22 protein-coding genes are annotated in these 22,254 nt (G+C 65.0%); 11 read left to right on the top strand and 11 right to left on the bottom strand.

The features are described 5' to 3' along the window. Genes RHO23_RS04210 through RHO23_RS04200 form a run of 3 tightly spaced genes read left to right on the top strand, consistent with a single transcriptional unit; the run spans position 1 to position 2,916 of the window. Complete coding sequence (locus RHO23_RS04210) at positions 1 to 1,158, top strand: hypothetical protein (RefSeq protein WP_423489166.1); 1,158 nt, start codon at positions 1 to 3, stop codon at positions 1,156 to 1,158. Next, positions 1,155 to 1,676 (top strand): hypothetical protein, encoded by a 522-nt coding sequence (locus RHO23_RS04205; protein ID WP_070921661.1) that lies wholly within the window; start codon positions 1,155 to 1,157, stop codon positions 1,674 to 1,676. Before RHO23_RS04210 ends, RHO23_RS04205 begins: the two co-directional genes overlap by 4 nt. Further along, positions 1,663 to 2,916, top strand: a complete 1,254-nt coding sequence (locus RHO23_RS04200; RefSeq protein WP_064408382.1) for an FAD-dependent oxidoreductase — start codon at positions 1,663 to 1,665, stop codon at positions 2,914 to 2,916. The genes RHO23_RS04205 and RHO23_RS04200 overlap by 14 nt, the downstream gene beginning before the upstream one ends. On the opposite strand, the gene RHO23_RS04195 is transcribed toward RHO23_RS04200, so the two are convergent. The 5 genes from RHO23_RS04195 to RHO23_RS04175 are packed head-to-tail and all read right to left on the bottom strand — an operon-like array spanning position 2,906 to position 7,668. Further along, positions 2,906 to 3,691, bottom strand: a complete 786-nt coding sequence (locus tag RHO23_RS04195) for a hypothetical protein (RefSeq protein WP_070942607.1) — start codon at positions 3,689 to 3,691, stop codon at positions 2,906 to 2,908. The two genes, RHO23_RS04200 and RHO23_RS04195, sit on opposite strands and share 11 nt — an antisense overlap. A gap of 15 nt (positions 3,692 to 3,706) precedes the next feature. Continuing rightward, the gene (locus RHO23_RS04190) at positions 3,707 to 4,471 is read right to left on the bottom strand and encodes a hypothetical protein (protein ID WP_064408378.1); all 765 of its coding nucleotides are present in this window, start codon (positions 4,469 to 4,471) and stop codon (positions 3,707 to 3,709) included. Further along, on the bottom strand, positions 4,468 to 6,438 hold the full coding sequence (locus tag RHO23_RS04185) for a glycoside hydrolase family 15 protein (RefSeq protein ID WP_030095163.1): 1,971 nt from the start codon (positions 6,436 to 6,438) through the stop codon (positions 4,468 to 4,470). Before RHO23_RS04185 ends, RHO23_RS04190 begins: the two co-directional genes overlap by 4 nt. A gap of 40 nt (positions 6,439 to 6,478) precedes the next feature. After that, positions 6,479 to 6,661: a hypothetical protein gene (locus tag RHO23_RS04180; RefSeq protein WP_064408376.1), complete on the bottom strand. Its 183-nt coding sequence runs from the start codon at positions 6,659 to 6,661 to the stop codon at positions 6,479 to 6,481. Next, positions 6,658 to 7,668, bottom strand: a complete 1,011-nt coding sequence (locus RHO23_RS04175) for an NAD(P)H-dependent flavin oxidoreductase (protein ID WP_070916338.1) — start codon at positions 7,666 to 7,668, stop codon at positions 6,658 to 6,660. Before RHO23_RS04175 ends, RHO23_RS04180 begins: the two co-directional genes overlap by 4 nt. A gap of 55 nt (positions 7,669 to 7,723) precedes the next feature. On the opposite strand from RHO23_RS04175, the gene RHO23_RS04170 reads away from it, so the two are divergent. Continuing rightward, complete coding sequence (locus RHO23_RS04170; RefSeq protein WP_064408373.1) at positions 7,724 to 8,488, top strand: DUF899 domain-containing protein; 765 nt, start codon at positions 7,724 to 7,726, stop codon at positions 8,486 to 8,488. Positions 8,489 to 8,587: 99 nt separating this feature from the next. Here the strand turns inward: RHO23_RS04170 and lepA are convergent, their stop codons facing one another. Next, the gene (gene lepA / locus RHO23_RS04165) at positions 8,588 to 10,441 is read right to left on the bottom strand and encodes a translation elongation factor 4 (RefSeq protein ID WP_030095159.1); all 1,854 of its coding nucleotides are present in this window, start codon (positions 10,439 to 10,441) and stop codon (positions 8,588 to 8,590) included. Between the two features lie 77 nt (positions 10,442 to 10,518). Between lepA and RHO23_RS04160 the strand changes: the two genes are divergently transcribed. Continuing rightward, positions 10,519 to 11,118: a type II toxin-antitoxin system PemK/MazF family toxin gene (locus RHO23_RS04160; protein WP_030095158.1), complete on the top strand. Its 600-nt coding sequence runs from the start codon at positions 10,519 to 10,521 to the stop codon at positions 11,116 to 11,118. Between the two features lie 19 nt (positions 11,119 to 11,137). Here the strand turns inward: RHO23_RS04160 and RHO23_RS04155 are convergent, their stop codons facing one another. The 4 genes from RHO23_RS04155 to RHO23_RS04140 all read right to left on the bottom strand — a co-directional run bounded on the left by RHO23_RS04155 (position 11,138) and on the right by RHO23_RS04140 (position 15,376). After that, a complete protein-coding gene (locus RHO23_RS04155) occupies positions 11,138 to 11,785 on the bottom strand; it encodes a TetR/AcrR family transcriptional regulator (protein ID WP_057964958.1) in 648 nt (215 codons plus the stop codon). A 62-nt stretch (positions 11,786 to 11,847) separates the two neighbouring features. Beyond that, positions 11,848 to 12,687 (bottom strand): transglutaminase family protein, encoded by an 840-nt coding sequence (locus RHO23_RS04150; RefSeq protein WP_064408371.1) that lies wholly within the window; start codon positions 12,685 to 12,687, stop codon positions 11,848 to 11,850. A 56-nt stretch (positions 12,688 to 12,743) separates the two neighbouring features. Further along, positions 12,744 to 13,721, bottom strand: coding sequence for an alpha-E domain-containing protein (locus tag RHO23_RS04145; RefSeq protein WP_030095155.1), 978 nt, complete (start codon positions 13,719 to 13,721; stop codon positions 12,744 to 12,746). Beyond that, positions 13,721 to 15,376, bottom strand: a complete 1,656-nt coding sequence (locus tag RHO23_RS04140; protein WP_057969648.1) for a circularly permuted type 2 ATP-grasp protein — start codon at positions 15,374 to 15,376, stop codon at positions 13,721 to 13,723. The genes RHO23_RS04145 and RHO23_RS04140 overlap by 1 nt, the downstream gene beginning before the upstream one ends. A gap of 244 nt (positions 15,377 to 15,620) precedes the next feature. Between RHO23_RS04140 and rpsT the strand changes: the two genes are divergently transcribed. Next, positions 15,621 to 15,881 carry a 30S ribosomal protein S20 gene (gene rpsT, locus RHO23_RS04135; protein WP_030095153.1) on the top strand — a complete coding sequence of 87 codons (261 nt, stop codon included), beginning with the start codon at positions 15,621 to 15,623 and terminating at the stop codon, positions 15,879 to 15,881. A 73-nt stretch (positions 15,882 to 15,954) separates the two neighbouring features. On the opposite strand, the gene holA is transcribed toward rpsT, so the two are convergent. Beyond that, positions 15,955 to 16,905 carry a DNA polymerase III subunit delta gene (gene holA / locus RHO23_RS04130; RefSeq protein ID WP_057964959.1) on the bottom strand — a complete coding sequence of 317 codons (951 nt, stop codon included), beginning with the start codon at positions 16,903 to 16,905 and terminating at the stop codon, positions 15,955 to 15,957. Positions 16,906 to 17,036: 131 nt separating this feature from the next. Here holA and RHO23_RS04125 point away from each other — a divergent pair, with 131 nt between their 5' ends. From RHO23_RS04125 to RHO23_RS04105, 5 genes are all read left to right on the top strand, one after another. After that, positions 17,037 to 18,890 (top strand): hypothetical protein, encoded by a 1,854-nt coding sequence (locus RHO23_RS04125; protein ID WP_423488696.1) that lies wholly within the window; start codon positions 17,037 to 17,039, stop codon positions 18,888 to 18,890. Further along, positions 18,887 to 19,045, top strand: a complete 159-nt coding sequence (locus RHO23_RS04120) for a hypothetical protein (protein WP_044104331.1) — start codon at positions 18,887 to 18,889, stop codon at positions 19,043 to 19,045. The genes RHO23_RS04125 and RHO23_RS04120 overlap by 4 nt, the downstream gene beginning before the upstream one ends. 18 nt (positions 19,046 to 19,063) lie before the next feature. Next, complete coding sequence (locus RHO23_RS04115; RefSeq protein ID WP_030095150.1) at positions 19,064 to 19,429, top strand: hypothetical protein; 366 nt, start codon at positions 19,064 to 19,066, stop codon at positions 19,427 to 19,429. Next, on the top strand, positions 19,426 to 20,751 hold the full coding sequence (locus RHO23_RS04110; protein WP_064408364.1) for a hypothetical protein: 1,326 nt from the start codon (positions 19,426 to 19,428) through the stop codon (positions 20,749 to 20,751). Before RHO23_RS04115 ends, RHO23_RS04110 begins: the two co-directional genes overlap by 4 nt. 84 nt (positions 20,752 to 20,835) lie before the next feature. Then, entirely contained in the window at positions 20,836 to 22,251 is a 1,416-nt protein-coding gene (locus RHO23_RS04105) for an FAD-dependent oxidoreductase (protein WP_070942611.1), read from the top strand. The last annotated feature ends 3 nt before the right edge of the window (positions 22,252 to 22,254 follow it).

Genomic DNA, 22,254 nt, shown 5'->3' with positions numbered 1-22,254 from the left:
GTGAACGCCGAGACGAGCACCGCAGGCACCGGCGCCGAACAGACACCGCGGATAACCCGCGCCGTCATCGAGAAGTACGCGCCATTGGGTGCCTACGGCGTGCTGCTGGGCAGCGTGGTAGGCGCGGTGGGGACCACCTGGGATGTCGAATGGCACGACGATGTGGGTCCCGATACGTTCTTCACGCTGCCACATCTGTTCCTGTACTCGGGTAGCGCGATCGGCGGAATCACCAGCCTCGTCATGGTTTTGATGGTCACGGCTGCACAGCGCGCGGGTGAGGAAGTACCCCGCTGGGTGGGCGGCGTACCGATCCGGGTGTTCGGGGGCAGATTCACCGCTCCCCTGGGCTTCCTGCTCTCCGGCTGCGGCGCGGCCTCGTTTCTCATGTACGGGCTGTTGGATCTGTGGTGGCACACGGTCTACGGGTTCGACGCCGTCCTGGCCTCTCCCCCACATTTCGCGTTGTTCGTGTCCGGAACCGTCACCGACCTCGGCAGTATCGTTACCTTTGCGGCGGCACGCCGATTCCGTTGGGGTGTGGTGGGTTTGATGGCCCAAGCCTCACTGGTGGCGGCGATGACTGCCATTCCGTTCACGGCGCTGTTCCTCTTCAAGTTCGATTTCAACCCGATTTCGCTGGGCTCGGCGTTCATCGTTCCGCTCGTGCTGCTGCTCATCGCGGGCGTCGTACGCTCGACGCTGGCGCCGCTCGGGGTCGCTGTGATCATGGGTGCCATTCAAGCCATCTTCTGGTGGTTTTCTCCCTGGGCCGCACACGAATACGCCGCGGCAGTCGGGCTGCCGCTGCGCGACGATCTCTGGGGCGGTCCACCCACAATCCCGGGAATGATGCCCATGTTCCTCGCGATCTTCGCAGTACTCGCCGCAGGGATGCTGCACCTGGCCGGGGACCGGAAATGGCAGCGGTGGCCGACCACCGTCATCGGCGCGATCCTGGGTTCGGTGGCGGGCATGGGCTATCTGCTGCAGGGCGCGATGCTATATCGGCAGGGCACCGAAACCGTGAGCAACTACGTCACCGTCGGCGCGGCGGGACTGGTGTTGGGCGCACTCGCCGGATTTCTGGCGCAGCGCATCGCACTGATGTTGCGGGTGCCCGGAAGCGATGCCGAGACTGCGGAGGTAGCCGCGTGAGACACATTCGAATCCTGTTGTCACTCATCACAGTTATCGGCCTGTCCCTGGGCCTTAGTGTCCCCGCCAACGCCTACGCACCCGTAAATGTGGTGCACACCGAACAGGTCACCGTCGGCCCCTATCCACTGACCGTCGGGTTCTCGACCTGGCCGCTGCGCGCCATGCAATCACTGGACTTCACGTTCATCCCCGCCGGCGGGATCGCCGACAAATCGGGCACGCTCACCATTGTGTCGCCCGACGGGAAGCAGGGGCATGCCGAACGGCTGGCACGCCATCCGCGCAAGCGGGAGGTCTGGGGGCTGGATGTCCGGGCCCTGCAGGAAGAAGGCCGTCACCAGTTCATCTTCGATATCACCGGACCACAGGGGCCCGGGCAGGGCATCCTTGATCTGGAGGTGCTGCCCCAACCGGGACCACCGCTGGCCCTGAGCTGGATCGTCTCGTTGATACCGGTGTTCGCGTTGGCAGCAGTTTTGATCGTGGCGTGGAGGAGAACTCGTGACCAAACCTGAACCCTCGCAAAGCACCACCTGCGCTATCGCCGGCGGCGGACCGGCCGGAATGATGCTGGCGCTGCTGCTCGCACGCGGCGGAGTCGACGTCACGGTGCTCGAGAAGCATCCCGATTTCCTGCGCGACTTCCGTGGAGACACGGTGCACGCCAGCACACTAAATCTGCTGGATGAACTGGGGCTCGGCCCGAAATTCGCGGCCATGCCCCATAACTTGGTCGAGCAAGTCACCGTCGACCTCGGGGAGCAGACATATCGCCTGGGCGATCTCAACCGACTTCCGGGACCGCACAAACACATCGCGATGGCACCCCAATGGGACTTCCTGGAGATGCTGGCCAGTGCCGCAGCCACCGAGCCCACCTTCACCTTGCTCCGCAGTACCGAGGTGACCGGGCTCCTGCGAGCCGGCGACCGCATCACCGGCGTCGAATATCGCACCGCTACAGGAGAAACCGGGCAGCTCAAGGCGGACCTGACAGTGGCCTGCGACGGTCGCGGGTCGGTACTGCGCGCCGCCGCGGGCATGCGGCCGCGGCAGTTCGGTGTGCCCATCGACGTCTGGTGGTTCCGCCTTCCCAAGCATCCCGACGATCCTCAGGGACCACGCGCCCGGGTGGGCACCAACCGATTCATGGTGATGCTCGATCGTGGCGACTATTTCCAGTGTGGGTATCTGATCGGAAAGGGCACCGACTCGCAGATGCGCAGCGGCGACGTGCAGGTGTTGCGCGACCGAATCGCCGAAATGGTGCCATGGCTGGCTGACCGCACCGATGCCATCACTACCTGGGATGACGTGAAACTGCTTGATGTACAGCTCAACAGACTTCGCAAGTGGTATCGCGAAGGCCTACTGTTCATCGGCGATGCCGCCCACGCCATGTCTCCCGTCGGCGGGGTCGGCATAAACCTCGCGATCGCCGACGCGGTGGCGACTGCCCGTATCCTTGCCGAGCCGCTGCGCACCGGATCTCTGACCACCGCAGACCTTCGCAAGGTACAGCTGCGCCGGTGGGCCCCCACCGCACTGATCCAGCGGGTGCAGCGCGCCGTCCACCGGCGAGTGTTCTCGGCCGTGGGGTCGAACACCACCGTCACTCCCAGCAGCAGAGTGGCATCGGTGTTGTCCATTGCCACCAAATACCCATGGCTACAGGCAGTTCCCGCCTACGGGGTGGCGATCGGGCCGCTGCCCGAACACGCACCGGATTTCGCGCGGCGTCCGCCTACTGGCTGAGAATCGTCTGCATCCCGGGAGCCACCCGATCGCGAATCTTCGCCCACGGCACGGTAACCGGCACATAATCTCCGGCGACGTGGGGAACGGAGACATAGAAAGTCAGTCCGGTGGGTACCGGAAGCCAATGCAAAAACTGCTCAGACTTCATATCCCCGGCCGCCTTGATCCGATCGGGCGGCCCAAGCTCCTGAGCCAACTTCCGTAACTGCTCCCGTGCCGCCCCCTGGTCTGCGAACACATCGCCGAACATGATCGGCTGCGCCGTATCGGTGTTGATCGTGATGGTCGCGACCCTGTTGCTGGGGTACGGGCCGCCACTGTTCGAAAGGAACACGGCGACTCCCGACAACACATGCGGGCCGATGAACACGACCCGACTCGATTCCCCCGCCTGCAGCTGCCCGTCACCCACCGTCGCGGGCTTGGCCGCCTTCGGATCGTCCAGGGTGCGCACGACGTCTTTCAGCGCCACGCGCATGCCGTCGTTGAATCGGTCTCGGGCACCGGCCTTATCGCCGGTGACCTGAGGGAGTTTGACGTTGTAGTCGACCTTGCCTTGCTTTCCACTCTCCTGCTGCAGCGTGGGACTAAAACCGAAGGCAGGCTTCGCGGTCGGCGGTGCTTGCGCCGGGGTAACGGACACAACCGGTTTGGATGGGGTCGTGGTGGACGGCGGAGCCTCGGGCGTCTGCGTGGGTTGGGCGGGTGGTTTGAGGCAACCGGCGGCCACGCCGCAGGTCACCACCAGCATCAACGCAAGACCACATCTCACAGCCGCCCCCCCTTGTTACTGGCTCAGCACCGGAATGATTTCGGGTGCCACCTGATCACGAATCTTTTCCCACGGCACGGTGATCGGAACGAAATCACCGGCAGCATGTGACACCGGAACGTAGAACCGCAACCCGGCCGGCACGGGTATCCATTGTTCGAGCCGCCCGTTGACGGTCTCCTGGCGCACCCGCGCGGTCGGGTCCAGATCGGGTAGCACCTGCCGCAGCCGTTCCAGGGCGGCATACTGGTTGGGGAACAGGTCGTCATAGGTAATCGGTTGCGCGGTATCGCTGTTGACCACGAACGTCGAGACCGACTGATTCGGATGTGCGCCGCCGGCGTACCAGAGATACACCTGGATGCCCGCCACCACGTGCGGTCCGATCATCGCGACACGAGTGCTCTCCCGCTCAGGACCAATATCGCCCTCGCTGATCGACACCTGCTGGCTCTTGGCGGGACCGGACAGCGTGTCGATCACATCGCGCAGCGCGCTGCGCATCCCGTCGTTGAATCGATCGCGGACAGCGGGCACTCCGCCGGAGAGCTGCGGCAGTGGCACGTCATAGGTCACCATCCCCTCGGCACCCTTGACCGGCTCCAAAACCGGCGTGTACCCAAAGGCCGGGGCGGGGCCCGCCGGAGTCGCCGACGACGTTGTCCCCGAGGAAGGCTCGGTTGTGGTGGGAGCCTGCGCACCCGGATCGGCGGCGCGTCCGCATCCGGACGCGACCACGCACATCACCACAGCGACCGCGGCGGCGCCCCGGACGCTCACGTGGGTGCGTTCGCGGGCTGGAAGGTGCCGCTCACGTCCGCTTCCTCCTCGGCCCGGATGACGTGCACGACCGCGTTGATCAACGCCAGGTGGGTGAAGGCCTGCGGGAAGTTGCCCAGATGCCGACCGGTGCGCGGGTCGATCTCCTCGGCGTAGAGCTGCAGCGGGCTGGCGAAGGAGAGCAGTCGCTCACACAGGTGCCGCGCCCGGCGCACCTCACCGATCTCGACCAACGCCGACACCAGCCAGAACGAACAGATGGTGAAGGTTCCTTCCTCACCCGAAAGTCCGTCGTCGGTCTCCTCCACCCGGTAACGCAGCACCAGGCCGTCATGGGTCAGCTCATCGGCGATGGCCAGCACCGTCGCCCGAATCCGCGGATCGTCGGAGGGCAGGAAACGGTTCAGCACCGCGAGCAACAGCGAGGCATCCAAAGCCGTTGAGCCGTAACGCTGTACCAACACCCCGCGTTCATCGACGCCATTCTCCAGGATGTCGTCCTTGATCTCGTCGGCGACAGCACGCCACTGCTGAGCATAACTCTTTTCACCATGCATCTCGGCAAGTTTCGCGCCGCGGTCCATAGCGACCCAACACATGATCTTGGACGAGGTGAAATGCTGTGGCTCCCCGCGTACTTCCCAGATGCCACGGTCGGGCTCACGCCAATGCCGTGCCGCCTCTTCGGCCTGGTTCTTCAGGATCGGCCACAGCGTCGCGGGAATCTGCTCTCGCGACCTGGCGTGCACGTACACCGAATCGAGCATGGTGCCCCAGATGTCGTGCTGGATCTGATCAAAGGCACCGTTACCGATGCGCACCGGCCGTGCCCCGTCGTACCCGGACAGGTGGGGCAGCTCCCCCTCGGTCAGGGTGCGTTCGCCACCCACGCCGTACATGACCTGCAGCGGATGTTTCTCGCCATTGTTCGCACCCGAAGCATCGGCGATGAATGAGAAGAAGTCGTCGGCCTCACGGTCCAGACCCAGCGTGTAGAGACCCCACAGCGCGAAGGTGGAGTCTCTCACCCACGAATAGCGATAGTCCCAGTTACGCACTCCCCCAGGGGTTTCCGGTAGCGATGTGGTCGAGGCTGCCAGCAGCGCGCCGGTCGGCGAGTACGCCAGGCCCTTGAGGACCAGCGCGCTGCTCTGCAGGTACGAGCGCCACGGATGGTCGGGAAATTCGCCGATGTTGATCCATTGCCGCCAGGCCTCGGCGGTCTTCCACATCTTGTCGGCGGCCTCCGCATATGTCTGCGGCACAGGATGTTTAGACCAGCTCAATGCGACGAACACGTTGTCGCCCTCGGTGAGCCGGGTGCGGGCACGCGCTTCCCGGCCCTCCAGCCCCAGCCGAAGATTCGTGGTCAGCTTCAGCGTCGGATTGGCGTCGGGGTTCTTGGTGGCCCGGCAGGTCGCCTCGCCGTAGCCGTCGCCGGAGTACTCCCAGGTGGCACCCTCACGGTGATAGTCGAACGCGGGCTCGCAGTTCATGAGTACTTCGACCGTCCCGCTGACACAGCGCACGGTGCGCAGCAAGATGTGCTCGGCATCCCAATCTGTCGGGGTGCGCTTATGGGTTTTCGACCGGGAATCGACGTCGTGCCAGGGCCCCAGCACCAACGCGTCGCGGACGGTCAGCCATCCGGTCTTGGTCTGCCACGTGGTTTCCACCATCAGGCTGCCCGGCAGGTAGCGGCGCGCGGCCGGCACATTGTGCCCGTATGGCGCGATCCGGAAATGCCCCGCCCCACGATCAAGGATCGCCCCGAAGATGCTCGGCGAATCCGGCCGCGGAACGCACATCCACTCCACCGATCCGTTGGCGGCGATCAGGCAGGTGTTCTCCCAATCCGAGAGAAATGCGTAGTCGGCAATGGGCGGAAACGGGCCGCGCCGCTGAACAGGAGACTGACTGGAAAGCAGTCCTTCTAGCGACAGCTCGGGATCAAGAGACGACACCATCCGACCATCGTAGGTGCGATCTGGCTACCCGCCCGGCTCATTAGCGCTTGCGAAGTAGGTAGATGCCGAGCCCGCCGAAGAGCAGCAGGTTGAACACCAAGAGCGACACAAGGACACCGGTGGACCCTCCGCTACGCGGACCTGCCAGGTAGATCACCAGGTCGATGCCGACTAGCAGGCATGCGGCAACAAGTGCGGTCCAGATCAGGGTGGTCGGTTTCATGCTGTCGCCTGACCCCGCGCCGCGTCCAGTTCGCCGGCCAACACAGACATCAGTTCCGCCACTGGCAGCGCCCGGGCCCGATGATGTTCGGTGCCGGCCCACAGCGACATCACGTCCGGATCTCCGCTTGCCCGCAGCTCCTTGGTCGCCGAGTTCAGCGCCGGGAAGCTCACCGGGGCAACCGATTCCATATCTCGCTGAAACGCATTCGAGATGCTTCGCGCCGGGCGGCCCGAGAAAACCCGCGTCACCACCGTTTCGGCCGGTTGCAGCAGAGCGTCTTTGTAGACCTGTTTGGCACCCGACTCGTCGGTGACCACCAGCGCGGTGCCCAACTGGGCGGCCGAGGCTCCCGCGGCGAGTACCCGGGCGATGTCGGCGCCGTCCATGATTCCGCCCGCTGCCACCAGTGGTAACGCGGTGACCGCCCGCACGTTCGCGATCAGATCGGCCAGCGGTTCTTCGGGTGCACCGGCATCGAAACTGCTGCGGTGACCGCCGGCCTCGGGGCCCTGGACAACCAGCGCGTCGGCACCGATGCCTTCGGCGATCGTGGCCTCGACGGCACTGGTGACCGTGATCCACACCTCGGATCCGGCCTCGCGCAGCCGGTGCGCGTCCTGCGCGGACGGCACGCCAAACGTGAACGACACCACCGGGACAGGATTGGCCACCAGATACTCGATCTTGTCGGCATACGCGTCGTCGTGCCAGACCGGATCGCCCGGAGCCACCTCGAGTTTGTCGGCCCAGATCTTCAGCTTGTCCAGGTACTCACCCAGGTCGGCCCCGAGGTCTGGCGTGGGAACGAAGACGTTGAAACCGAAGGGAAGACCGCCCATCGCCTCGCGGTCCTGGTCCAGCTGCTCGACGCTGCGGTACCCCGCAGGCAACAGACCGAAACCGCCGGCCGCACTCACCCCGCGCGCCAACGCGGGAACGGTGATACCGCCGGCCATCGGGGCGCCGACAACTGGAAGACGAAGCCCGGCAAGCACGGTACTCATGCCGCTCAGCGTATCGACGCGATGAGTTTTCCGGCCGGGGTGGGTCGGTATCGGTATGACAACCTCATCCGCCTATCCCACCGCCGTCACCCGCGAGGAATGGCTGACGGCCCGCAAGCAACTGCTGGCCCGCGAGCGCGAGGTCACCCATCTACGCGATGCCGTCAATGCCGAACGCCGACGCCTGCCCATGGTGAAAGTCGAGAAGGACTACCTCTTCGAAGGCCCCGACGGGCCGGTGCGGCTGCTGGACATGTTCGAGGGCCGGCACACCCTGTACATCCACCATTTCATGTGGATCGACGCCGCCGACCGCGGATGCCCCAGCTGCACCGGCGCGGCCGATATGACATTCACCGAACGAGATCGCGCGTTGTTGACCGACAAGGGCGTCACCTTCGCCTGCGTGTCCCGTGCGCCGTATGCCAGCATCGCCCGTTACCGCGACGAACACGGGTGGACATTCCCGTGGTACTCCACCAATGACGGCGATTTCAGCTACGACTTCCACGTCACGCTCGACCCGTCACGCACGCCGATCGAGTACAACTACAAGTCGCTCGAGGAGTTACACGCCGACGGATTCAGCGAGGAAGACCTGCGCGGGGATTGGCCCGGCGCCAGTGTCTTCCTGCGCCGTGGAGACGAGGTATTTCACACCTATTCGGCCTTCGCGCGTGGGCTGGATCATTCCGCGGTCGGGTATCCGTTTTTGGACCTGACACCGTATGGGCGTCAGGAGCCGTGGGAGGAATCGCCCGCGGGCTGGCCGCAGGGCGGGGCCGTCGTCGGGATGCCGAGTCAGGAGTGCGAGCACTGAGCCCGAGTGTGCCGATACGGTCGAAATTCACCGAAATATCGACACTATTCGCACACTCGGCGAGGTTGGGTCACCCGCCGCGAGAAGCCTGCGCCAGCACTACTTCTTCGGTTTGTCCGCCGTGGACTCGGTGGACAGCGCCGCCACGAAGGCCTCCTGCGGCACCTCGACCCGTCCGATGGTCTTCATGCGCTTCTTGCCCTCCTTCTGCTTCTCCAGCAGCTTGCGCTTACGGGTGATGTCACCGCCGTAGCACTTGGAGAGCACGTCCTTTCGGATGGCCCGAATGTTCTCGCGCGCAATGATTCTCGAGCCAACAGCGGCCTGCACCGGCACCTCGAACTGCTGACGCGGAATGAGCTCCTTGAGCTTGACGGTCATCTTGTTGCCGTACGCCGAGGCGCCGTCCTTGTGCACGATGGCACTGAACGCGTCGACCGCCTCACCCTGCAGCAGGATGTCGACCTTGACCAGGTCGGCTTCCTGCTCGCCGGCCTCTTCGTAGTCCAGGCTGGCGTAGCCGCGGGTGCGCGATTTCAGCGAGTCGAAGAAGTCGAAGATGATCTCGCCCAACGGCATTGTGTAACGCAGCTCGACACGCTCCGGCGAGAGGTAGTCCATGCCGCCGAGTTCACCGCGCCGTGACTGGCACAGCTCCATGATCGAACCGATGAACTCGCTTGGTGCGATGACAGTCGTCTTGACGACGGGCTCGAACACCGAGCGGATCTTGCCCTCGGGCCAGATGGACGGGTTGGTCACCATCATTTCGGTGCCGTCCTCCTTGACCACGCGGTACACCACGTTGGGTGCGGTCGAGATCAGGTCGAGGTTGAACTCACGTTCCAGCCGCTCACGGGTGATCTCCATGTGCAGCAATCCCAGGAAGCCGCAACGGAATCCGAAGCCCAGCGCCACCGACGTCTCCGGCTCATAGGTGAGCGCCGCGTCGTTGAGCTGCAGCTTGTCCAGCGCCTCACGAAGATTCGGGTAGTCGGATCCGTCCACCGGATACAACCCGGAGTACACCATCGGCCGCGGTTCGCGATAACCGGTGAGCGGTTCGGTCGCACCCTTGCGCGCAGAGGTGACGGTGTCACCGACCTTGGATTGGCGCACATCCTTCACCCCGGTGATCAGGTAGCCCACCTCGCCCACCCCAAGGCCCGCAGAGGGTTTGGGGTCGGGTGAGACGATGCCCACCTCCAGCAGCTCATGGGTGGCGCCCGTCGACATCATCGCGATCTTCTCGCGCGGGGTGATCTTGCCGTCGACGACGCGGACGTAGGTGACGACGCCCCGGTAGATGTCGTACACCGAGTCGAAGATCATCGCGCGCGCCGGAGCATCCGGATCACCCTGTGGCGCAGGAATGAGCCGCACCACCTCGTCCAGCAGTGCCTCGACGCCCTCACCGGTCTTGCCGGAGACCCGCAGCACATCGGAGGGCTCGCAGCCGATGATGTGCGCGATCTCCTCGGAGTAGCGCTCGGGGTCGGCCGCGGGCAAGTCAATCTTGTTGAGGACCGGAATGATGGTCAGGTCCTTGTCCAGTGCCAGGTACAGGTTGGCCAGCGTCTGCGCCTCGATGCCCTGCGCGGCGTCCACGAGCAGCACCGCGCCCTCGCACGCCTCCAGCGCCCGCGAGACCTCGTAGGTGAAGTCCACGTGCCCGGGGGTATCGATGAGGTGCAGGACATAGTCCTCGGGCCCGTTCTCGCCCTTGAGCTGCCAGGGCAGCCGCACATTCTGTGCCTTGATGGTGATGCCGCGCTCACGCTCGATATCCATGCGGTCCAGATACTGGGCACGCATGGACCGCTCATCGACCACGCCCGTCAACTGCAGCATCCGGTCGGCCAGGGTCGACTTCCCGTGGTCGATATGGGCGATGATGCAGAAGTTACGGATAAGCGCCGGGTCCGTGAACGTCGTGTCGGCAAAACTTGGCACGGCACCATGCTCCCATGCCGCGCGCCATGCTCCTGACACACACGTCGTGAGGGACTACCGGTCAGTATGCTCGCAGCATGGCGTCACAGTGGCAGACGCTCGGGCGGAAGCTCGGGAAGATCGCGGTGGACACTCTTGAACAAGTCGTGTTCCGCGAAGGCCCGAAGGTGCTGCGGCAACTACAGGGGTCGGAATTCGTTCAGCGGGGGCTGCAGCGCGGGCTGGAAGCGATCGGCGTCGTGGAGACCGAGCAGCAGACCGCCATTCCGGGGCGTCCGGTCACCAACCGCAGTGTGCCCACGGCCCATCGGGCCCGTCGCATCGAATACACGCCCGACCTGGACGGTCGCGCCGATCCCGGCGAAATCGTCTGGACCTGGGTGGTCTACGAGGATGACCCGTCACAGGGCAAGGATCGTCCGGTGCTCGTGGTGGGACGGGATGGCTCGGTGCTGCTGGGCCTGATGCTCTCGAGCCAGGAACGCCACGACACCGACCCGGACTGGGTGGCCCTCGGCAGCGGTAGCTGGGATTACGACGGCCGCCCCAGCTGGGTGCGCCTGGATCGCGTGCTCGATGTTCCCGAAGAGGGAATCCGGCGTGAGGGCGCCATTTTGGACGTGGAGCGATTCAACATCGTCGCGATGCGCCTGCGCACGCACTTCTCCTGGAGCTGATCGAACCGATCAGCCCAGCTCAGTGCTCTACGGAGTTGCGCACCGGCAACGGCGTGAACATGGCCTGGTCAACGAACTGTGCGGTGTACTCAGCCAGTTCTTCACGCTCAAGACGCAGCCGTCCGTCGAGCCATGCCAGCACCGTGCCCGCGACACCGGCCGCCAGGGCTTCGGCCTGCACCGCGGTGTAGTTGGGGTCGGCATCCGGATCGAACTCGGCGCGCGCGGCACCGAGCATCAACGCCATGTAGTGCGTCAACCGCATGCGGCGACGAGTGAGCCGCTGGCTGCCCATCGCCTCGGTGGCGATCACGCGGGCGCGCCGGGGATCGGCGGTCAGTGCGGTCACCGCACCCACGACACCGGCATGCACCTGCGAGCGTGAGTCCTTCTCGGCAGCGGCCATCGCGGACCCTGCGGTGGCGATGCTGTCCTCGATGATCCAGTCGAAAACGGCGACCAGCAGCTCGTCGAGGCCGTCGAAGCACTCGTAGAAGTAACGGGTGTTCAGTCCGGCGGTCTTGCAGATCTCCCGAACCGTTGTCGCAGCCCAGCCGGAGCTGGCCATAACCTCGAGCCCCGCCTCAAGAAGGCGTCGCCTCCGCTCCGCGCGGCGCTCGTCTGCCGTTCGTCCGCCGTATAGCCCGGTAGCTTGTTTGGTCACCATGGTCTACGCATTATTACTCTTCTTGCCAGACACCTGTGCAATAACTGGCTTTTCTGCGGTGTTTAGGCGAGTCGTGTGACTTCGACCACGACGTCCAAATCGGTCGAGCCACCCCCCGAGTAGATGCCCTTGAGGGGGCTGACGTCCGAGTAGTCCCGGCCGACGCCCACGGTGATGTACTGCTCGTTGATCTCGCTGTCATTGGTGGGGTCGTAATCCCACCAGGCACCGGCCCAGCCCTGGATCCACGCGTGGCTCTGCCCGTCCACCGTCTCGCCCACCGCCGCGTCGCCCTTGGGGTGCAGGTATCCCGAGACGTAGCGCGCCGGGATCCCCATGCTGCGCAGCAGGACCAAGGTCAGGTGCGCGTAGTCCTGGCACACACCTTTTCTCTCACGCAACGCATCCAGCGCCGACGAGTGCACACCGGTGGTTCCGGGCACGTAGTCGAGCTCCGAGTGCACCCATCTCGATGCCGCGACAATGGCCTCGGCGGGAGTGGCATCCTTAGCGATCCGCTTGCCCACCGACTGCACCTTCTTGCTGTGTGGGACGTATGCGCTAGGCGACAGATACTCGTCGAATCGGTCGATGACGGCGTCGGCGTGGATGTCATCCCAGCCCACCGTTTCCTCTGGCTTCTCCGCGACATCGGTCTCCACCACCGACAGACCTGTCACCTCCAGCTCGGTATGGGGTGCGTGCAGGTCGAATGTCGTGACGGCGGTACCCCAGTAGTCGACGTACCGATACGAGCGGGTGGCCGGCACCGTCTCCACGCGATTGAGGATGACGTTCTGGCGACCGTCACTGCGCGGTGTCAGCCGCGCCTCGTTGTAGGAGGCGGTCACCGGCGTCTTGTAGGCGTAACCGGTGGCGTGGACGACTCGCAAGCGCCACATCTACTTCTCCTCTTCGCGCACGTTGGGGGTACCTCCCGCGGGTGGGGGCCACATCGTCAGATCTCGCCTTCTTCAATGGGATCGACATCGTGGCGGCCACCGGCATCGGTCCACGCCACCCACGGCGCGGCGTGGAAGTACTGCAGCGCCACCGCCTCACCCAGTTCCCGGCAGGTCTGTTGCAGGCCGGCCAGTCGTGTCGGCAGGTCCTCCAACAACACTCCGGGACGCATGAACTCCAACTCACTGCGGGCCCGCCCCAGCAACCGCTGCGCCTCGGCACGCGCACCGACTCGGCTGTGCGGCTGGTGATCCAGCTCCTCCAGGCTCAGCTCGGCCTGGCGCAGCGAGTGGAACACCGAGCGCGGGAACAGCCGGTCCAGCAGCATGAACTCGACAACCCGGCTCGCGTCCAGGACGCCGCGATACGTGCGCAAGTAGGTGTCGTGCGCGCCCGCGCTACGCAACAGCGTGACCCAGGCGGGTGAGGACGCGCGGTCACCAACACGCGACAGCAGCAGCCGCACCGTCATATCCACCCGCTCGATGGAGCGGCCCAGCACCAGGAACCGGTAACCGTCATCGCGGCTGAGCGTGGAGTCGGCAAGTCCCGCGAACTGCGCGGCGCGCCCCTCCACGTAGGTGAAGAACTCATGCGGGCCAAGTCTGCGGGCGGCGCGCTCGCGATCGGCCAGCGCGTTGTAGGTGGTGTTGAGGCACTCCCACATCTCAGTGGACGTCACTTCGCGTGCGCCGCGCGCATTTTCACGCGCCTCGGAGATGGAGTCGACGATCGACCCACCCTGCACTCCCCTGCTGAACGCGACGAGCTCGGTGAGTGACCACACATCGAGCACGGTGTCCGGCGCGTCGATGCCCAGCACGCGCAGCAGCACGCGGGAGGCATGATCGGGATCCACGCTGGCATCCTCGAGCAGCTGGTGCACGGTGACATCGAGGATGCGCGCAGTGTCATCGGCACGCTCGACATATCGGCCAATCCAGTAGAGCGACTCCGCGTTTCGCGCCAGCATTAGGACATCACCTGCTGTTGTTGTTGCTGCTGTTGCACCTGCAGACCCGCGGTGGCCGCCTCGGGCCCCTGTTCGACCTCCGCCGCCTTGGGCAGCTCGGGGACCACCTCGGCCCCCGAGAGCTCACGCTCGGCGACAGAAGCCCGCGAGGCCAGCACCCAGGTGTCCTTGGAGCCGCCACCCTGACTGGAGTTGACCACCAGCGAGCCTTCCGGCAGCGCTACCCGGGTGAGACCACCGGGCAGCACCCAGACGTCGTCACCGTCATTGACCGCGAATGGGCGCAGGTCCACGTGCCGCGGTACCAGCTGGTCGCCGACCTTTGTGGGCACCGTGGACAACTGGACCACGGGCTGGGCCACCCAGCCACGCGGGTCAGCCCTGATCTTCTTGGCGATCGCGGCGCGTTCCTTCTCGGTGGCGTCGGGGCCGAAGACGATGCCGTACCCGCCGGACCCCTCCACCGGCTTGATGACGAGCGCGTCGATGCGGTCAAGCACTTCCTCGCGCTCGTCGTCGAGCCAACATCGGTAGGTATCCACGTTCGCGACTATGGGTTTCTCGCCGAGGTAGTACTCGATGATGGTCGGCACGTAGGTGTAGACGAGCTTGTCGTCGCCCACTCCATTGCCCACGGCGCTGGAGATGACGACGTTCCCGGCGCGCGCGGCGTTGAGTAGACCCGCGACACCGAGCACCGAATCGGGACGGAACTGCATGGGGTCCAGGAAGGTGTCGTCGATGCGGCGGTAGATGACGTCGACCTGACGCTCACCCTCGGTGGTGCGCATGTAGACCTGGTTGTCGCGGCAGAACAGGTCGCGTCCCTCGACAAGCTCCACACCCATCTGGCGGGCCAGCAGGGAGTGCTCGAAGTAGGCCGAGTTCGCGACACCCGGTGTGAGAACCACCACGGTCGGGTCCGCCTCATTGGTGGCCGCCGACTTACGCAGGGCGCGCAGCAGATGCGAGGAGTAGTCGTCCACCGCGCGCACCCGGTGGGTGGCGAACAGGTCCGGGAAGACCCGCGCCATGGTGCGACGGTTCTCCATCACGTACGACACCCCGGACGGGGACCGCAGATTGTCCTCGAGTACCCGGAAGGTGCCTTGCGCGTCGCGGACCAGGTCGATACCCGCGACGTGGATACGCACCCCGTTGGGCGGATTGATTCCGGCGGCCTCGCGGTGGAAGTGCTCGCAGGACGTGACCAGGGCACGCGGGATCACCCCGTCTCGCAGGATCTCCTGATCGCCGTAGATGTCGGCCAGGTACATCTCCAGTGCGCGGACCCGCTGAGCGATGCCCCGCTCCAGCCGTGACCATTCGGCCGCGGCGATGACGCGCGGCACCAGGTCCAGCGGAAACGGGCGTTCCTGCCCCGACAGCGAGAAGGTGATCCCCTGGTCGATGAATGCCCTGCCCAGCGCGTCGGCACGCGCGGCAAGGTCGGCGGCATCGGTGGGCGCCAGCTCGGCGTAGATCCCCTTATACGGCCCGCGCACGTTGCCATCGGCGTCGAACATCTCGTCGAAGGCCTTGGCGTAAGCACCCTTCTCGGACACCAGTTCGCGGTAACCGCCGAATATCTGGTCATCTCGCCGGGTTAGCCGTGGCGTTGCCGCCGTGCGTGTGGGTCGCCCCGAGTTCGGCATCACTGTTCGCAGGCTCACCTTGCCTATGCTGCACCAACTCGCCGGATTCGGCAGTGCGTGCGCGCGTATCGCCGATACTTGCTGGATACCTGGACGCAATCTGGCGTTGTGCGGCCACCCGCCGGTTTCAGGTTTCGGCCAGACTCCTGGTAGTCTCTTCCCTTGCGGCGCTGCTCAGCTGCCCCGGGTCCAATGATCTGGAGGCCGCCGCCCTACCAGACGATTTACCGAAGGACTTAGACGCGTGGCCAATATCAAGTCGCAGGAAAAGCGCATCCGCACCAACGAGCGTGCCCGGTTGCGCAACCAGGCGACCAAGTCATCCCTGCGCACGGCCGTCCGCGGTTTCCGCGACGCGCTCGCCGAGGGTGACAAGGAGAAGGCGGGCGAGCTGCTCGTCTCGACCAGCCGCAAGCTGGACAAGGCCGTCACCAAGGGTGTCATCCACAAGAACCAGGCCGCCAACAAGAAGTCGGCGCTCGCCCTGGCTCTGAACAAGCTCTGATCTAATTTTCCGATCAACGCCGAGCGCGCGAGCGCGCTCGGCGTTTTTCGTGTCTTGAGGCAGCCCCGCGGGGTCAGGTGTTCACCAGCTCGGCCACCTTGCGCACCGCCGATTCCAGGGCGTAGTCGGCATCGGCCGCCACCCCCTTCACATCGGCGTTGAGCGCGGCCACCACCCGGATGGCCTCGGCCACCGCGTCACGCGACCACCGGCGCGCTTGCTTCTGCGCCTTCTCGATACGCCAGGGCGGCATCCCGAGTTCGGACGCGGCCGCGTAGGCGTTCTGTTTGATCGGCCCCACCCGGGCGATAGTGTGCACCGCCTCGGCGAGCGCATCGGCCAACAGCACATGCGGAACGCCCCGCTGCATCGCCCAGCGCAGCGCCTCCGTGGAGCCGGCGACATCACCCACGACCGCCTTGTCGGCGATATCGAATCCTGAGACCTCCGCACGTCCGGAGTGGTAGCGGCGCACCGCGGCCTCATCGACGTTGCCGTCGGTGTCCGATACCAACTGAGAGCACGCGGCGGCTAGTTCACGAATATCGGAGCCGACGGCATCGATCACGATCGCGACCACATCGGCGTCCACCTTCTGCCCCAGGCGGCGGAATTCCTTGTGCACGAAGTCGGCTCGCTCGGCGGCCTTGGTGATCCGCGCGCAATCGTGAACCGCGGCACCGAGCTTCTGCAACGTGGCGGCGAGCGCCTTCGCACGTCCACCCCCCGAATGTTGAACGAGCAGAAAGGTTCCCGGTGGAAGATCGGCAGCCGCCTGCTCGATGAGGGTGACGGAGTCCTTGCCCGCCTCGGCAGCGGCCTCCACGACGATGACTCTTTCATCGGAGAACAGCGAGGGACTCAGCAACTCGGCCAGCTCCGCCACGTCGACCTGCCCCGCACGCAGCCGATTGACGGGGATGTCCGCACCCGCCTTGCCGCGCACCGCGTGCAGCACCGAGGTCACCGCACGCTCGATCAGTAGTTCTTCGTCCCCAAGGATCAGGTGCAGCGCATCGGTCACCTGACGATCGTCCCATGCCGCAGGGACAGTGAGTGATTAGCACGTACTCCTGTTTGAGCCGAGGAATTCTGGAAACATTACCGACCAGTAGCACTGTTGCTCCCCCACTCAGCGGACAGGATGGCCGGCCAATGACAACGGAGTCTCTGCACATCATCGCTGCTGCCGACGAAGGCGGCGGCGCCGCGCTCGACCAGGTGATCGGCATGTCGGTGGCCGCCACGATCGTCTCGGGCGGCCTGCTGTGGATCGGGTACCTGCACCGCCAGCGACGCATCACCTGGCTCCAGAACCTGGCAGACAAGATCGGCAACAAGTTCAATCGACCACCCTGGGTGGCACTGCAGATCTGCCTGTTCGTCTCGACGATCGTCGCCGCGCTGTTCGGTTTCATCTGGGACGTCAGCCTGCACATCGGCAAGGGCCGCGACGCGGGCCCGCTGGCCAACCCCGCGCATTACTTCATCCTGTTCGGGTTGTTCCTGCTGTTCATCGCGGGCACGCTGGCGATAGTTCTGCCCTATGACAGGCCCGGTTCGGCGGCGGTGCGCATCACCCGCACCTGGTACGCGCCGGTGGGCGGACTGCTGATGGCGATGTGTGGCCTGTATGCGTTGATCGGGTTCCCGCTGGATGACATCTGGCACCGCATCTTCGGCCAGGACGTCACGCTGTGGGGTCCCACGCACCTGATGCTGATCGGTGGTGCCGGACTGTCGCTGGTCTCCGTGCTGATCCTGGAATACGAAGGCCGCCGGGCCATCGGCTTCAATGCAGATGACGACACCAAGTTCGTGAAGTTCTTGCGCTACTTGTCCTTCGGGGGCTTGTTCATCGGGCTGTCGGTGTTCCAGATCGAGTACGACTTCGGTGTCGAACAGTTCCGGCTGGTCCAGCAGCCCATGATGATCGCCGCGGCTGCCGCCTTCGCCGCGGTATGCGCGCGGACCGTGATGGGACGCGGCGCGGCCATCATCGGCGCCCTGCTCGCCATCGTCCTGCGTGCGGCGGTCTCGTTGCTCGCCGGGCCCATCCTCGGCGGACCGACGAGTTGGTTCGCGCTGTATCTCGGGCCGGCCCTGGTCGTCGAACTCATCGCACTGACCCCGCTCATCAAGCGCCCCATACTGTTCGGCGCCATTGCGGGCCTCGGGGTGGGCACCGCCGGCCTGTGGCTGGAATCGCTCTGGATCGGTGCTGTCTATCGTTACCCGTGGCCACTGAGCATGTGGCCGGAAGCGCTGGCGATGTCGGTGCCTGCCGCCATCGCCATGGGCGTCTGCGGCGCGCTGCTGGGCATGGTGCTCACCGGCCAGAAGCTGCCGAAGCGATCGGTGAGCATCACGGCAGTCGTCCTGACGGTGCTGGTGCTGGGCGCCGCGGTGGCCAACGGCCTGCGCACCGAGGTGCCCGAACATGCCACCGCGACAATCACATTGAACGAACTGTCCAACGACGGCGGTAAGCGGATGGTGTCGGCGGACGTGGTGATCAACCCGCGCGACCTCATCAGTGACGACCCCGAATGGGTGACCATTCTGTCCTGGCAGGGCGGACTGGCCAATGATCATGGTCTGGCCATCGACAGGCTTCAGAAGATCAGTGAGGGCCATTACCGTTCGACACAGCCCATTCCGGTGTATGGGTCGTGGAAGACTCTGCTGCGCGTGCAGGACGGCACCACCATGACCGGGGTGCCGATCTTCCTTCCCGCCGATCCCGGCATCGGCGCACCGGAGACACCGGCGTTGACGTCAAGCACCCGTCCGTTCACCCAGGAGCTGACGATCCTGCAACGTGAACGCAACCAGAACCATCCCTCGTGGCTGTTCAACGTGGCATCACTGGTGGTGCTGTTCTGCACGCTGGTCCTCATCGCCGCCTTGAGCTGGGGCGCCGGGCGCATGAATGGCACCGAAACTCGCAGCGCCAGTGACGCATTGCCGACTCCGGATCCCAAGGAGCCGGTGTCTCACGGCCCATGACCGTCGAATACCTGGCCGACCATTCACTGCTGTTGGCGTTGCCCGCGTTCGCACCCGCGGTCGTGGTGGCGGGTGTCGTCATCTGGGTGGCGATGCGAGACCGGCGCCAGGCCGACGAGGACGATCCGCTCGGCGAGGAAGAACACCCCGATTAGGAGGAATCAAGGATGACGATGAGAGCCCTGACCGCGATCACCATCGCAGTGCTGGCGTGTGCCGGGTGCACCACTTCGACGAAGGCTCCGGCCACCGACTCCAGTGCGCCGCCGGCACCGCTGACCGTCAGCGTCACCATCAAGAACGGAGTCGTCACGCCAACCAATGCCACGCTGCAGACGCGCGTCGCCGAACCCATCGTGATCCGCGTAGACAGCGATACCGCCGACGAGTTGCACGTTCACTCGACTCCCGACCACAGCTTCGAGATCGAGCCGAAGAGCGGCCAGACGTTCCAGTTCAGCGTCAGTGTGCCCGGAAAGGTCGATGTCGAACTTCACAAACTCAAGAAGACGATCGCGACGATCTCCGTCCAGCCGTGACGGCTGATCGGTCGACGGCGGTACTCGCCCACGGACTGGGCGGTTCGTCCGATCTTCCGATCCCCTACTCCTACGCACTGATTGGCGCGGCGTGGGCGTTGACGTTCACCTTCGCCGTGGTCGCACTGGCCTGGAAAAAGCCCCGGTTCGACGCGAGTCGGCCCGGGCGACCGCTGCCCGACTGGGTCACCGCCGCCGCCGATAGCCCGGTCACCCGCCGGGCCGGCACCGTGCTGGTGCTCCTGGCAACCGCGTGGATCGGCGTGGCCGCGACACTCGGCCCACAGGACGCCACGAATCCGTTGCCCGGTGTCTTCTACGTTCTGCTGTGGGTTGGCGTGGTCGCGCTGTCGCTGCTGTGCGGGCCCGCCTGGCGGGTGCTGTCGCCGGTGCGGGCCGTGTACCGCGTACTACCGTTCTCGCGGCGGCCGACACCCGCCGATTACCCACAGCGATGGGGATATTGGCCCGCGGCTGCGGGTCTGTACATGTTTGTATGGCTCGAGCTGGCCAGTGCCGACCCCGGATCGCTTGGTGCGGTGAAGATCTGGCTCGTGGTGTACGTGGCGATAACCCTCACCGGCGCGCTGGCCTGCGGTACCCGCTGGTGTGCGCGGGCCGATCCGTTCGAGGTCTACAGCATGGTGGCCTCGCGGTTGTCACCGTTGCGGCGCAACGCCGATGGCCGTATCGCTGTCGGCAATCCGTTCGATCATCTGCCGTCACTGCCGATTCGGCCCGGTATCGTGGCGGTGCTCGCGGTGCTGCTGGGTTCGACCGCGTTCGACAGTTTCTCCGCCATGCCCGGCTGGCGCGCGTTTGTCGACGAGCTCGCCGGTGGCTCGACAGTTGCGGCCGTGACGATCCGAACCGTCGGGCTGGCGGTCTTCGTGGCCACCGTTGCCACCACCTTCTGGCTCGCCGCGCGCACGACCGGCGGCGTCGACGCGTCCACTCGCCGCGCTCTGCCGGGCCTGCTGGCGCATTCATTGATCCCGATCGTCATCGGATACGTGTTCGCTCACTATCTGACTTATCTCGTGGAGCGGGGTCAGCAGACGCTGCTGCGGCTCGCCGACCCTCTCGGGCGGGGATGGCTCTCCGATGTCGACGTCTCCTACGTCTTGTCGATGCACCCCGCGGTGCTTTCCACTCTCAAGGTGGGATTCGTACTGGCCGGGCACATCGCGGGTGTGGTCGCCGCCCATGACCGGGCGCTGCGTGTCCTGCCCAAGAAACACCAGGTGACGGGCCAGCTCGCGATGATGCTGGTGATGGTGGGCTACACCTTCACCGGGCTGTACCTGCTGTTCGGTGGCTAACGGCCGGCTCATGCAAATCTAAGGCTTTTCTAAGAAATTAAGAGGTTAGTAAGAGTAGGGTGCATCGGGACGAAAGGATCGGCGATGACACCTGACAAGCGGGAACACAGAGATCACGCAGTAGTCCTCGGGGCCGGGATGGCCGGACTACTGGCAGCCAGGGTGCTGTCGGAGTCGTACGAAATGGTCACCGTGGTCGAGCGCGACGACCTGAAGACCGCCGCCGCACGCAGCGGGGTGCCCCAGGGGCGGCACATTCACATGTTCATGAGCTCCGGCACGCAAGGACTGGAGCGGTTGTTTCCCGGAATCCGCGACGAGCTCCAGACCAACGGCGCCACGGTGTGTGACGAGGGCGACCTGTCACGCATCACGATGCTGATCGGATCTCGCGAGATCTTCCCTCGATCAGGGAAGTTCCACGACCCGGAAACACTGCGGCTCTACCTCGCGACCCGACCGTTTCTGGAAATGCATGTACGGCAACGTATTCAGCGCCTGGACAACGTGAAATTCCTGGACGGCCACGACGTCATCGAGCCGATGACCGAGGGGCATCGCGTGACCGGCGTTCGGGTGGCGCGCCGATCCACCGGCCTGGTGACGACGTTGATCTCGGACCTGGTAATCGATGCCACCGGGCGCACGCCGCGCACCCAAACCTTCCTCGATCGGCTCGGCTACCCCCGGCCGGCCACGGTCCGCATGGAATCACCGGTGACGTACGCGAGCCAACTGCTGCATGTCTCCGACGACACCGACATGGACAAGCTCACCTTCTTCAACCCGGCGCCCGGACGCCCGTATGGCGGAGCCATTGCGCGCTGCGAAAACGGCACCGTGATGCTGACCCTGGGCAAGTTCAATCTGGACGAACCGCCCAGCACTTTCGATGAAATGAACTCTTTTGCAGCACAATTCGTGCCCGAAAGACTCCTGGACACCATCCGCTCGGCGGTACCGATAGGTGATGTGCACGTCTTTAGGTACCGCGAGGCGCTCTGGCGACGCTACGACCAGATGGAGCAGTTCCCCGAGGGCCTGCTGGTGATAGGTGACGCGATCTGCAGTCTGGACCCCATCAAGGGCCAGGGCATGACCATGGCGCTGCTGGAAGCGGTCGCGCTCCGGGACTGCCTCGTCGAGGGCGACGCCGAGCTGGCCCGCCGGTACTTCCGCACCGTCGGTCGGCACATCAACACGGTGTGGCAGCACAACAAGCTATCGGCACCGCTGTTCACCGCAATGCCTGCCGACATCCCCCTCACCCAGCGCGTGCTGTGGAAGCTGACGGCATGGTGGTCGGACAGGGTCATGATCGCAGCGCGCAACGACATTCAGATCACCGAAACGATTCTGCGTATCAACAACATGCACGATTCACCGTTGTTGATGCGGCGGCCCGCGTTCCTACTACGGGTACTCCGTCACTGCTGGCGTCGTCACGACACACACGTAACGACGGCACCCGAGCGTCAACTCGTCCTTGCCGGGACGTAGCCC

This window comes from Mycobacteroides sp. PCS013 (assembly GCF_049532645.1).
GTDB classification, from domain to species: Bacteria; Actinomycetota; Actinomycetes; order Mycobacteriales; family Mycobacteriaceae; genus Mycobacterium; species Mycobacterium gwanakae.
The sequence above is the reverse complement of the archived record's forward strand: the minus strand, read 5'-3'. Positions and strand labels throughout refer to the sequence as shown.